Here is a 12,344-nt window from a genome sequence, read left to right as displayed (position 1 = left end):
CAAGCTCGGTGGCCGCGGGGGGCAATCCCCTCGCGGCCCGCTTGAGGAAAGGTTGCGACGATGGGCTACGGCCTCAGCTTCGGTTGGCTCAAGGACGCCGCGGGCGCAATCGCCCATGGCGCGGCCATGACCGTGTTCCTGATCGCCTGCACCACGGTGCTTGGCATCCTGATCAGCATTCTCTTCGCCGCCGCTCGCCGCAGCCGCTATGGCGTCTTGCGCAAGGCGGTGGCCGTCTACGTCGAAGTCGTCAGGAACACGCCGTTCCTGGTGCAGCTGTTCTTCATCTATTTCGGCCTGCCGAGCCTCGGCATCCGGCTCGACCCGATCGTCGCGGCAATAGTCGCAATGACGCTGAATATGGCGGCCTATACGACCGAGATCGTCGGTGCGGGTCTCGATGCTGTGCCGAAGGGGCAGAGCGAGGCGGCGTTTGCGCTCGGGCTTAAGCCCCGCCAGGTCTTCGTCAAGATCATCCTGCCGCAGGCGCTGAAGGTGATTTTCCCGGCGCTCACCAGCCAGGTGATCATCATGATGCTGGAATCGGCGGTCGTCTCGCAGATCGCGGTGCGGGAGTTGGCGCATGAGGCGGACCTGCTGCAGGCGCGCACTTTCCGCTCATTCGAGACCTATTTCGTCGTCACGCTGATCTATCTCGGCCTGTCGATGGCGCTTCGGCGGCTGTTCGTCGCCGGCGGGCGCCGCGTGCTTGGAGCGGGCGTGTCATGATCGAGTTCACCTTCTGGGACATCCTGCGCAACCTGATCTTCGCTACGCGGTGGACGATCCTGCTGTCGATCGTCGCTTTTGCCGGCGGCGCAGCAGTGGGGCTTGCCGTCCTTGCAGCGCGCATTTCCGAGCGCCGTTGGGCGCGGCGCTTCGGCTCCGGCTACATCGCGCTCTTCCAGGGAACACCGCTCCTGATGCAGCTGTTCCTGATGTTCTTCGGCCTGCCGATGCTCGGTTTCCGCATCGAGCCGTGGACGGCGGCAGCCCTCGGATTGACCTTCTATGCCAGTGCCTATCTCGCCGAGATCTGGCGTGGCGGGGTCGAGGCACTGCCGCGCGGGCAGTGGGATGCCGGCGCGAGCCTCGGGCTGCACCGGTTGCAGGAACTGCGGCTCGTCATCCTGCCGCAGGCCTTCGCCATCACCCGGCCGGCCGCCGTCGGCTTCCTCGTGCAGCTCATCAAGAGCACGGCGCTGACCTCGATCATCGGCTTCGAAGAGCTTCTCAGAACCGCGAATGCGATCAATAATGCAACCTTCGAACCTTTCACGGTCTATGGGCTGGTCGCGGTGATCTTCTTCGTGCTGTGTTATCCGCTGACACAATATTCGCGCATGCTGGAGCGCAAAACAGCCGCGCACTGAGACTGAAAATGTGCAAGAAATCAAACAGAACAGGGAACAAGGCGGATCACCGCCGAAACAAAGGAGAACGCGAATGATCACCACTTCCATCAAGCGCCGCACGCTGCTCGGCGCCGGCCTTGCCGGTGCCTCCATGCTGGCGATGCCGTCGATCCTGCGCGCGCAGGACAAGTCGCTGAAGGTCGGCGTCTATGGCGGCTACTTCAAGGATTCGTTCGACAAGAACATCTTCCCGGAATTCACCAAAGCGACCGGCATTGCCGTCGAGTCGATCGCGGAACCGACCGGTGAAGCCTGGCTCGTCCAGCTCGAACAGGCCGCCCGCGCCGGCCAGGCCCCAGCCGACGTTTCGATGATGTCGCAGGTTGCGATGCTGAAGGGCCAGTCGACCGATCTCTGGACGCCACTCGATACCGCCAAGATCAAGAATGCCTCGAACCTGCTTGATCGCTTCGTCAACAAGTATCCGGACGGACGCATTGCCGGCATCGGCGCTGTTTCCTGGTACATCACGCTGGTGACCAACACCGACGTCTACAAGGAAGCGCCGACCTCCTGGACCGCCTTCTGGGATCCGGCGAACGCCGACAAGCTCGGCCTGCTCGCGCTCGTCTCCAACTCGTTCCTGCTCGAAGTGACGGCCAAGACGTTCTTCGGCGGCACCAATGCGCTCGACACCGAAGAAGGCCTTCTCAAGGCGTTCGACAAGCTTGCCGAAGTGAAGCCCAACGTTCGCCTGTGGTACCGCGACGAGGCGCAGTTCGAGCAGTCGCTGAAGTCGGGCGAAATCCCGATGGGCCAGTACTATCACGACGTCACCGGCCTTGCTGCTGCCGACGGTCACCCGGTCCGCTCCACCTTCCCGAAGGAAGGCGGCATTCAGGATTCCGGTTGCTGGGCGCTGTCGCGTGCCTCGCAGAAGTCCGAAGAAGCCCATATCTTCATCGACTACATGTGCCAACCCTCGATCCAGGCGACGCTGTCGCGCAAGGTCGGAACGTCTCCGACCGTCAAGCGCGAGGTTACGGATCTGACCGACAAGGAATTCGCAGCCGTCTCGTCGGATATCGAGCCGATCATTCCGCGCTACGATCTCTACCAGACCAAGTCGGATTGGCTGAACCAGAAGTGGACCGAGCTGATCGTCGGCTGATCCGACCTGCTCCCCGGCCTCCGGGGAGAGCCACAAGCATAACGACGGGGAGGGGCCTTGCAGCCGCTCCCCGCCTGAAACCCTCCCATGAGGCGGAGGGGACCATCCTCGCGGAGAAACAATGTCCGGACTTGCCCTTCAAAACGTCGTCAAGGAATTCGGAGCCTTCAGGGCCGTCAACAATGTCGATCTGACGGTGCCGCACGGCACCTTCGTCTGCATGCTCGGACCATCTGGCTGCGGCAAGACCACGCTGCTGCGCATGATCGCCGGGCTTGATCTGCCGACCGGCGGCGCGATCCGGCTCGACGGCGAGGACATCACCCGGGTTCCGACGCACAAGCGCAACCTCGGCATGGTGTTCCAGTCGCTGGCGCTGTTTCCGCACCTGACCGTCGGCGAAAACATCGCCTACCCCCTGCGCATCCGCGGTGCGGCAAAAGAAGACCAGAAGAAGCGCGTCGACGAGCTTCTGTCGATGATCCATCTCTCGGGCTATGCCGACCGGCCGGTCGCCAAGCTGTCCGGCGGCCAGCGCCAGCGCGTGGCGATCGCCCGCGCCCTGTCGATCTCGCCGAAACTGTTCCTGCTCGACGAACCGCTTTCGGCACTGGACGCGAAGCTGCGCGAGGCGATGCAGGTAGAACTGCGCCAGCTGCAGCAGAAGCTGGGCATCACCACCATCGTCGTTACCCACGACCAGCGCGAAGCGATGACCATGGCCGACACCGTCGTCGTCATGAGCGGCGGCGAGATCCGCCAGGCTGCGTCGCCGATCGAAATCTATCGCCGCCCGGCCGACAGCTTTGTCGCCGACTTCATCGGCCAGACCAACCTGCTCGACGTTCAGGCCGACAGTGCCGGTCGCGCGGAAGTGCTCGGTCATGTCGTCCCCGGCCTCGCCCTGCCTGCGGGCGCCAACAAGGGTACGCTGTCGGTTCGCCCGGAAGACGTGCACCTGACGGCGCCCGGCGCCGGGGCGCTCACCGGCAAGGTCACCTTCGTGCGCGATCTCGGCGGCACGATCGAAACCTTCGTCGATATCGCGGGACACCAGATTGTCGCCGTCTCGACGCCGCGCGCCCGGCCCGACGTTTCCGTCGGCCAGGAGGTCGGCATCGCGCTCACACCCGATGTCTGCGTGGTGCTGAAGAAATGAGACGCGAACCGCCCCAAACCTTTGGTGACTACCTGCCGCTCCTCTTTCCGGCGGTCATGCTGACGATCTTCTTCGTCGTGCCCTTCGGCACGATGATCGCCGTCAGCTTCTTCCAGCGCCAGCAGGGCGGCTTCTATACGCCGGCCTTCGTCTTCGACAATTACGCCCGCTTCCTCTCGGTCTTTTTCGGCGGTGTGCTCGGCTTTTCGCTGATGCTCGCCGTCATCGTGGCGATCTGCTGCGTCGTGCTCGCCTTGCCCTTCACCTACATGCTGACTCGCATGGCGCGGAAGGTACAGGTCGTGTGGCTGGTGGCGCTCCTGTCGATCCTGTCGCTCTCGGAAGTCATCATCGGCTTTGCCTGGTCGACGCTGTTTTCGCGCACCGCAGGGATCACCAACATCCTCGTTGCGCTCGGCATCATGGAGCAGGCCAAGGCCTTGACGCCGAGCTTCGGCGCGGTCTTGACCGGCATGGTGTATCAGGCCTTCCCCTATACGGTGCTGGTGCTTTTCCCGGCGCTCGTGCGCCTCGATCCGACGCTGACGGAAGCCGCCCGCACACTCGGCGCATCACCGCTCAAGGCCTTCTTCACCGTGGTCGTGCCGGCGTTGCGCAACACGATCACCGCCACCTTGATCATGGTCTTCATCTTCGCGCTCGGCTCCTATCTGTTGCCGCAGCTGCTCGGCCGGCCGCAGCACTGGACGCTGTCGGTGCTGATCACCGACCAGGCGATCTACCAGTCGAACATGCCGTTTGCCGCCGCCATGGCCGTGTTCCTCGTGCTTGTGACGCTCGGGCTCGTGGCGCTCACCGTGATTGCCGGACGCAAGGGAGAAGCGGCATGACCTCGATCTTCCGCAAGGCCTATTTCTTCCTGATCGGGCTGTTCCTGTCGCTGCCGCTGATCGTCGTTGCCGGCGTCTCGGTCAACCAGAAGCAGACGCTCGCCTTCCCGCCGCAGGGCTTTTCGCTCTCCTGGTACGGCGAGATCTTCCTCAATCCGGAATGGCGCAACGCGCTCTTTGCCTCGGTGACGCTGGCGGTGCTTTCGGCAGCGCTTGCGGTGGCGATCGCGCTGCCGCTCTCCTGGTTCCTGTGGCGGCGGATCGCGCCGTGGGCGAACATTTTCCAGCTTCTCGGTGTCGCGCCGTTCACGCTGCCGCCTGTCATCACCGCGCTCGGCATGCTCACCTTCTGGGCGACGGTCGGTTTCTACGGCCAGCCGTGGACGGCCGTCGTCAGCCACGCAATCTTCTTCGTGACGCTGCCGCTGGTGACGTTGTCGCTCGGTTTCACCTCGATCGACCGCTCGCTGGTCGAGGCCGCCTCGACCATGGGGGCGGATGAGCGCACGATCTTCCGCACCGTCGTGCTGCCGCTGATTCTGCCCTATATCGTGTCGGGCTACGCCTTCGCCTTCGTGCTGTCGCTCAACGAATACATCGTTGCCTACATGACGGTTGGCTTCACGGTGGAAACGCTGCCGATCAAGATCTTCAATGCGCTGCGCTACGGCTATACGCCGACCATGGCGTCGGTGACGGTACTCTTCGTCACGACCGCCGCGGTGATCTTCAGCCTCGTTGCCCGTTTCGGCGACCTGCCGAAGCTGCTTGGCGCCATGTCGTCGGATGGAAAATGATGAAGCTCGCCGCCCTCCAGATGCAATCGGCGGCGGGTGACGTCGCCGCCAATCTTGACCGCATTGCCCGTGCCGCGGCGGAAGCTGCAGGACAAGGGGCGACGCTGCTTTTGACGCCCGAACTCGGCGTCACCGGCTATGGCGCCGGCGAGGCGTTGACAGCGCTCGCCGAGGCGCCGGATGGCGCGATCGTTCGGCGCCTCAAGGCGATTTCCGCTGAGACGGGCATTGCGCTCATCGCCGGCTTTGCCGAGCGCGACGGCGACGACGTCTATAACAGCGCCGTCTATGTCGATGGCGATGCCGCGCCGGTCGTCTACCGCAAGTCCCATCTCTACGGCGACTATGAGCGTTCGATCTTCCGCGCGCCGGAGCCGTCGACGCGGCTCTTCACACATCGCGGCGTCACCTGCGGCATGCTGATCTGCTACGACGTCGAGTTTCCGGAGAATGTGCGGCGGCTGGCGCTCGCCGGCGCCGAGGCCGTGCTGGTGCCGACGGCGCTGCCGGCGGGCTGGTCCGGCGATTTCATCGCCGAGCACATGATCCAGACGCGGGCCTTCGAGAACCAGGTGTTCGTCGCCTACATCAACCATTGTGGTTCGGACCCGCTGTTCTCCTTCGCCGGGCTGTCGCGCATTGCAGCACCCGACGGGCAGTTGCTCGCCAAGGCGGGGTCTGGGCAGGAAGCCGTGCTCCTCGTCGACATCGACCCCAAGGCCTACGCAATCTCCCGCCTTGAAAACACCTATCTCGGCGATCTCAATCGCCGCTGAGGGCGCGCCGATTGCTGTTGCGTCTCAGCGATGGCAGCGCGGACGGGCCGTTTGTTGTTCACCTGAGGAGAACGTTCTGTTCTCTATTGGTCTACTGTCGGAAACGATGCGGCATCCCATATTGGGCTCAACAGCAATGCCAACGCATTGGAGGCAATCATGAGCTTGCAACTGACTGGGATCCATCACCTGACGGCGATCACCGCCAACGCACCGGAAAACCTGCGCTTCTACACCGAGACGCTCGGGCTGCGGCTGGTCAAGAAAACCGTCAACCAGGACGACACCACCGCCTATCACCTCTTCTATGCCGACGGGCGCGCCACGCCCGGCACGGACTTGACCTTCTTCGACTGGCCGGTCGGGCCGGAAGGGCGCGGCACGCACAGCATTTCGCGCACGGGTCTGAGGGTCGGCAGCGCCGAAACCGTTCGCTGGTGGAAGGACCGTTTCGACGAACTCAAGGTCGCGAGTGGAGAGGTCACGGAGATCGATGGCCGCACCTCGCTTGATTTCGAGGATGGCGAAGGCCAACGTTTCCGGCTGGTCGACGACGGCGGGCTTGCGCCCTCGCACCCCTGGGAAAAGAGCCCGGTGCCGGCCGAGCGCCAGATCAAGGGCCTCGGACCGATCACCATCAGCGTGCCTGACATCACGAACACCGAACTCGTCCTGACGCATGTGATGAACATGAGCAAGGCCCGCACCTATCCTTCGCCGGACGGCGAGGGGGAAGTCAACGTCTTCAGCATGGGCGAGGGCGGTCCTGCGGCCGAACTGCACGTGGCCGTCCAACCGGGATTGCCGATCGCGCGTCAGGGCGCCGGTGCCGTGCACCACGTCGCCTTCCGGGCGCCTGATAATGCGGCGCTGACGGAGTGGACGGAACGGCTTAACGGCTTCCGTCTGCCGTCGAGCGGCGAGGTCGAGCGCTATTATTTCCGCTCGCTCTATTTCCGCGAGCCGAACGGCGTCCTCTTCGAGATCGCGACCGATGGTCCCGGTTTTGCCGTCGACGAGCCGATGGAAACGCTCGGTGAGAGCCTGTCTCTGCCGCCGTTCCTGGAGCCGAAGCGCGCGCAGATCGAGGCCCGGCTGAAGCCGCTCGTCTAACGGTCTGATCCCAACGAAAAGCCGGGGCTCGTCCCCGGCTTTTTTGTCTCTATCCCTCTGATCCCGTTGGACATCGGTTCCGCGCGGACCCATCATGACAGCTGTTGCGTTGCCTATGTCGATGGCATCCCGCCTCGCGCTTCGAGGCGCGCCCGCAAGGACTTGGAAAAGGACCAGACCTCATGACAAAAATCCTCGGCATTTCCGGGAGCCTGCGCAAGGCGTCGTTCAACACCGGCCTGATGCGGGCGGCCGCGGAAAACCCGCCTGGTGGCGTCGAATTCGACACCGCGACGCTGCACGGAATTCCGCTCTATGACGGCGATGTCGAAAAGGAGAGCGGCATTCCGGACGCCGTGACGGCGCTGAAGCAAAAGGTGATGGCTGCCGACGGCGTCATCCTGTTCACGCCGGAATACAACAACTCCATCCCCGGCGTGTTCAAGAACGCGATCGACTGGATGAGCCGGCCTTCCGCCGATATCGCCAAGGTGTTTCGCGGTCGGCCCTTTGCGCTTGCCGGCAGCTCGCCCGGCAATTTCGGCACCATTCTCAGCCAGAACGCCTGGCTGCCCGTCATGCGCACGCTCGGCGCCGAGCTCTGGTCCGGCAAGCGCCTGATGCTGCCCAAGGCGGATACGCTTTTCGATGAGGCGGGGACGCTGACGGACACGGACGCCCGCGACCGGCTCGCCGCCTTCGTCAAGGCATTTGCGGATTTTGCCGGCGCTGAGGGAGCGCGGTAGTCTGCCGACACAGTGAGGCGCTAAGGCTGCCCCGGACATCGCGGACAGGACTGGGTATGGATGCTCGGGCAAAGCCCAAGCATGAGGGTGAGGGAGCGAGCGCTGTTGGATTTCTCGAAAGCATTCGCCGAAACGACCTCAGAAACGCTTAGAGGCCCTTATCCTGCAGCCATTGCTGGATAGCCGCGATATCTGGCGCGCCGATCTCGTGGCCCATGTCGAGGTCGACCGCGGTCAGATCCGCGCGCGTGCGGACGAGCTCTTCCCTGAGGCGTGGAGCGAAGTCGCCGTAGCTGTCGTGCTTGCCGGTCAGGAGCAGCACCTTCGTACCCGAGAGATCCGGCGGCGGCACGTCGTCGAGGACGAGCATTGAGCGCATCAGTACGACATTGCGCACGAGCCCCGGATACAACAGCATCAGGGCCACCAGAAGATTGGCGCCGTTGGAGTAGCCGATGAAAACCGTCTTCTCCAGATCGATGCGGTAGCCGTCGCGGGCACCCTCGACGAAGGCAGCAAAGGCCTCGGCTTCCGACCGCACGTCCTTCTGGTCGAAGGTCGTCGGCGAATAGCGCCGGAACCAGCGCGGCGTTCCCTCCTCGTTCGACCGGCCGCGAATGCCGACAAGCGTCGCCTGCCTGTCGACCTGATGGGCGAGGTGGAGAAGCTGCGTTTCGTTGGCGCCGCTGCCGTGCAAGAGCATGAAGGTGCGGTCATCCAGCACGCCAGGGTGATAGAAGCGGTGCACGAAGGGCAGGTCGCGCTCGGTCAGCCGCGGTTCTCCCGGCAGGGCGAACTGCGGCATGGCCAGCAGCATTTCTTCGCGCGCGGCGCTGAAATGCGCCGGCACGAAGAGTTCGGTGCCGAGTGTTTCCTTCGGTTCGTCGACGGTGAAGCCGGGCACGTCGCTGGCCAGTTCGTAGAGCGACCCACCGGGTTCGCGGACGTAGACCGAATAGAAGTATTTGCGGTCATGCGCATTGATCGCGCCCGCGCCATCCCGTTGCAGGTCCTCGTGCACCCGTTCCACGGCGGCTCGGTCGGGCGCGCGGAAGGCGATGTGATCGATCGTTCCGGTTCCGGGGGCAGACGTCCAGAAGCCGCTTGCATTGCGCACGTCGATGGTGTCGCCGGAGGCGGAGGTGAGCCGCCGGATCGCGTCGGTTGCGCCAGTTTCCGTATAGCCGAAATGGGATGTCAGGAAGCGAACGGAATCCTCCGGCTTTTCCGTGAGGATCGTGGCGCCACGCAGGCGGCGGATGGCGTCTTCCGCCGGGATATCGCGCGTGCTCCAGGGGGCCCCACCCGAAACCGTCTCGGTGCCGACGAGCTTGACGATGACACCGTCCGGATCCTTGAGCCGCAGCACCGGCTCACCGAACTCCTGCGCTGGCCCTGATGTGGCGATGTTGAACTGCAGCGCGCGGGTCAGCCAGAAGCCGATACTCTCCGGCCGGATGGCAAACGCGATTTCGCTCGGCTGGCCATGGCCCACGCGGCCGCGGCCGCCGTCTTCCCACATCAGGAAGGTCACGAGCGAACCCGGCGAACCCTCGGCGTCGCCGTAAAAAAGGTGCAGCTGGTTGGCGTCCTCATAGCCGCCCGTCCGCTTGACCAGGCGCAAGCCAAGAAAGCCGACATAGAAGTCGACGTTTGCCTGGACCTTCCGGGCAATCAGGGTGATGTGATGGATGCCGCTCGTCATTCTTATTCCCTCATTATCGTCGTCCCACAAAACACGATGTGTCCGGCCAGCACCAGAACGGTCGCCGAGAACGCAGTGTCAACGTAGGAGGATCAATCGCCATCCTTGTCGAGGAATGCCTTGAAGGCATCCGCATATTTCGGATGCCAGCGCGACAGCGGCGGCCGGTTCTCGACGATGTCGCCGGCGGCCCAGAGGATACGCCGTTCGTCGGTCGCGCGTGACACGTCGTTATCAGGGCAGAGGATGTAGAAATCCCCGCGCGCCAGGCTCTCCATCATGAAGCCGACCGTCTGTTCCGACGTCCAGGCGCCGGCGGGCTTTTCCGTGCGGCCGCCAGCCGTCAGCCCGGTGTAGACGAAACCGGGGATCAGCAGGTGCGCGTGGACCTGGCTTCCGGCGGTGTTGCGCAACTCGTGCTCCAACGCCTCGGTAAAGACCTTCACGGCCGCCTTGGAGACGTTGTAGGCCGGGTCGCCGGGCGGCGTGGTGATGCCCTGTTTCGAGCCGGTGTTGATGATGACGGCCGGTTTGCCGTGGGCGATCATCCGGGATGCAAAGACGCGCGAACCGTTGATGACGCCCCAGAGATTGACCCCGAGCGTCGCCTCCCAGGCGGCCAAGGGGCCGAGGATCGCGCTGCCGGGCTGAATGCCGGCATTGTTCATGAGCACATGCACGTCGCCGAGCCGCTGATGAACCTCCCGCTCGAGCGCTTCCAGCGTGTCGAGCCGCGAGACGTCTGTCGCGATGGCCGTGACGTGCCGCGCCCCGCCGGGCGAGGCGGCTGCGACTTCGGCCGCCGCCTTCTCCAGCTTGTCGCCCGCGAGGTCGGTGAGCACGACGTACATGCCGAGTGTCGCGAAGTGTCTGGCAGCCGCAAGGCCGATGCCGGAAGCAGCACCGGTAACGACGGCGACATTGCCGGGGGCGAAGGCAGGGTGGGACATGGTGAAGCTCCTGTGGCGGGGTCGAGTGCAAGAGATAGGGCGCCAAGGGCTGGCTGTCCATGATCATGGCAACGATGGCGCTTCGGAAAACCAAGTGTTTTCAGGGTTGTATCTTGTCACCTGTGATGCCGGCGCTACTTGCAGTTTTGAACGCAAAAGCCTGGACGAACGCATGCGGTGGATGGAACGATGAACGAAATGACAGCCCGCAACGAAAAGCGCACCCCTTGCGAAAGCTGTCCCTTGCGCAAGCTCGATCATTTTCGTGCCTTTACCGGCGAAGAACTTGCCTTCGTTTCGCAGTTCAAGACTGGCGAACTGGCGGTCGATGGTGGCGCGACCATACTCGTCGAAGGCGCGCACAGTGCGCACCTTTTCACCGTGCTTTCCGGCTGGGGCTTCCGCTACAAAATGCTCGATGACGGCCGCCGCCAGATCCTCAACTATGTGATGCCCGGCGATCTGATCGGACTGCAGGGCAGCCTGATGGGGGAGATGCAGCATTCGATCGAAGCGCTGTCGCCCGTCACTCTCTGCGTCTTCGAGCGCGGCAAGCTCAACCGTCTGTTCGAGAACTACCCTGAGCTTGCCTATGATCTCACGTGGATCGCTGCACGCGAGGAGCGCATTCTGGATGAAAACCTCTTGAGCATCGGCCGCCGATCCGCGCTGGAGCGGGCGGCCTATCTCATCGCCTTCCTCTATCAGCGCGCGGAGGTGCTCGACCTCTTCAGCAACAGCCGCGTCGCCATTCCGATCAGCCAGCAGCATGTAGCCGACACGCTCGGCCTTTCGATCGTTCACACCAACAAGACGTTGAAGAAACTTGCCGAACGGGGCCTGATCCGCTGGGCGGAGAAGGGCTGCAATGTCCGCGACATCGACGGCCTGCTTGCGGTTTCAGGCTGGGAAGGGCTCCGCGAACCCAAGCGGCCGTTCATCTGACGTGCCCAGTCGAAGCCGATCGATGCGGCGCCGGGGCCGCATCGATGTCAAGGTGGGGGAGATCAGGCGGCAACGGTCGCCCGCAGCATCCACAGAGCCTTTTCATGGAAGTTGAGGCGATCGGTCAGCATGTCCGTCGTGACCAGGTCGCCGTTTTCATCGGCCTTGGTGCCGGCCTCGCGTATGCGTCGCGCCGCCGCTTCGTGATCGGTGATCAGGTCTGCCACCATCTCGGCCGCCGTCGTGTGGTTGACCGAGGCGGCGCTGGGGGCGAAGGTTTTTGCTTCGGCGAGCTTCGCCGGCGCCAGGTGGCCAAGAGCGCGAATACGCTCGGCAATGATGTCGGTTGCCTTGAACAGCGCGTTGTAGTGCTCTTCGGTCAGTTCGTGCAGCGGCTTGAACAGGGGCCCGACCACGTTCCAGTGGTAGATGTGGCTCTTGATCACCAGCTTGTAGGTATCGGCAAGGATATCGGAAAGCGCGGTTGCCATCTGCTGGCGATAGGCCTTCGTCAGGCCGATGTCGAATTCTTCGTCCCTGACCTTGGGCTTCAGCACGGCGGCAGTCTGTTTCATTCTTCTGCTCCAGTTCTGTCTTGGAATGTCGAGCGGAGGCGGCCGAGGCCACGCCGCATGAACTGAACGCCGCGACGAAAGGGTTGTTCCCGATCCCGTCATGACGCTCACATGTCTTTTTTAAATGCCAGGTCAGGCCATTGGAGCCTAAGCTCAGTCGTTGCCGTTGCCTCAGTGGAGGTTCCGGGACTCTGGACGGCA

Annotated in this window: 13 protein-coding genes; 10 read left to right on the top strand and 3 right to left on the bottom strand. The window is 63.6% G+C overall.

Annotated features, from left to right (window positions below):
• Positions 1 to 60 precede the first annotated feature (60 nt).
• The 9 genes from ASE71_RS26765 to ASE71_RS26725 all read left to right on the top strand — a co-directional run bounded on the left by ASE71_RS26765 (position 61) and on the right by ASE71_RS26725 (position 7,968).
• Positions 61 to 729 carry an amino acid ABC transporter permease gene (locus tag ASE71_RS26765; RefSeq protein ID WP_034798866.1) on the top strand — a complete coding sequence of 223 codons (669 nt, stop codon included), beginning with the start codon at positions 61 to 63 and terminating at the stop codon, positions 727 to 729.
• Positions 726 to 1,373 carry an amino acid ABC transporter permease gene (locus ASE71_RS26760; protein WP_034798864.1) on the top strand — a complete coding sequence of 216 codons (648 nt, stop codon included), beginning with the start codon at positions 726 to 728 and terminating at the stop codon, positions 1,371 to 1,373. The genes ASE71_RS26765 and ASE71_RS26760 overlap by 4 nt, the downstream gene beginning before the upstream one ends.
• A 73-nt stretch (positions 1,374 to 1,446) precedes the next feature.
• Positions 1,447 to 2,526, top strand: a complete 1,080-nt coding sequence (locus ASE71_RS26755) for an ABC transporter substrate-binding protein (protein ID WP_034798862.1) — start codon at positions 1,447 to 1,449, stop codon at positions 2,524 to 2,526.
• 121 nt (positions 2,527 to 2,647) lie between these two features.
• Positions 2,648 to 3,685 carry an ABC transporter ATP-binding protein gene (locus ASE71_RS26750; protein WP_060520343.1) on the top strand — a complete coding sequence of 346 codons (1,038 nt, stop codon included), beginning with the start codon at positions 2,648 to 2,650 and terminating at the stop codon, positions 3,683 to 3,685.
• Complete coding sequence (locus tag ASE71_RS26745; protein ID WP_060520344.1) at positions 3,682 to 4,536, top strand: ABC transporter permease; 855 nt, start codon at positions 3,682 to 3,684, stop codon at positions 4,534 to 4,536. The genes ASE71_RS26750 and ASE71_RS26745 overlap by 4 nt, the downstream gene beginning before the upstream one ends.
• Positions 4,533 to 5,333 (top strand): ABC transporter permease, encoded by an 801-nt coding sequence (locus tag ASE71_RS26740; protein ID WP_034798857.1) that lies wholly within the window; start codon positions 4,533 to 4,535, stop codon positions 5,331 to 5,333. Before ASE71_RS26745 ends, ASE71_RS26740 begins: the two co-directional genes overlap by 4 nt.
• Positions 5,330 to 6,109: a carbon-nitrogen hydrolase family protein gene (locus ASE71_RS26735; protein WP_060520345.1), complete on the top strand. Its 780-nt coding sequence runs from the start codon at positions 5,330 to 5,332 to the stop codon at positions 6,107 to 6,109. Before ASE71_RS26740 ends, ASE71_RS26735 begins: the two co-directional genes overlap by 4 nt.
• A 159-nt stretch (positions 6,110 to 6,268) precedes the next feature.
• On the top strand, positions 6,269 to 7,222 hold the full coding sequence (locus ASE71_RS26730) for a ring-cleaving dioxygenase (protein WP_060520346.1): 954 nt from the start codon (positions 6,269 to 6,271) through the stop codon (positions 7,220 to 7,222).
• 182 nt (positions 7,223 to 7,404) lie between these two features.
• The gene (locus ASE71_RS26725) at positions 7,405 to 7,968 is read left to right on the top strand and encodes an NADPH-dependent FMN reductase (protein WP_060520347.1); all 564 of its coding nucleotides are present in this window, start codon (positions 7,405 to 7,407) and stop codon (positions 7,966 to 7,968) included.
• A gap of 148 nt (positions 7,969 to 8,116) precedes the next feature.
• Here ASE71_RS26725 and ASE71_RS26720 read toward each other — a convergent pair whose 3' ends face one another.
• A complete protein-coding gene (locus tag ASE71_RS26720) occupies positions 8,117 to 9,673 on the bottom strand; it encodes a VOC family protein (RefSeq protein WP_060520348.1) in 1,557 nt (518 codons plus the stop codon).
• A gap of 92 nt (positions 9,674 to 9,765) precedes the next feature.
• Complete coding sequence (locus ASE71_RS26715; RefSeq protein WP_060520349.1) at positions 9,766 to 10,623, bottom strand: SDR family NAD(P)-dependent oxidoreductase; 858 nt, start codon at positions 10,621 to 10,623, stop codon at positions 9,766 to 9,768.
• A 189-nt stretch (positions 10,624 to 10,812) separates the two neighbouring features.
• Here ASE71_RS26715 and ASE71_RS26710 point away from each other — a divergent pair, with 189 nt between their 5' ends.
• On the top strand, positions 10,813 to 11,568 hold the full coding sequence (locus ASE71_RS26710) for a Crp/Fnr family transcriptional regulator (RefSeq protein WP_034798848.1): 756 nt from the start codon (positions 10,813 to 10,815) through the stop codon (positions 11,566 to 11,568).
• Positions 11,569 to 11,630: 62 nt separating this feature from the next.
• On the opposite strand, the gene ASE71_RS26705 is transcribed toward ASE71_RS26710, so the two are convergent.
• Positions 11,631 to 12,143 (bottom strand): Dps family protein, encoded by a 513-nt coding sequence (locus ASE71_RS26705; protein WP_034798847.1) that lies wholly within the window; start codon positions 12,141 to 12,143, stop codon positions 11,631 to 11,633.
• Positions 12,144 to 12,344: the final 201 nt, after the last annotated feature.

Origin of the sequence: Ensifer sp. Root954 (assembly GCF_001429005.1) — a bacterium.
Lineage (GTDB): Bacteria > Pseudomonadota > Alphaproteobacteria > Rhizobiales > Rhizobiaceae > Ensifer > Ensifer adhaerens.
Note: the sequence above shows the minus strand (reverse complement) of the source record. Positions and strands in the feature narration are given on the sequence as shown.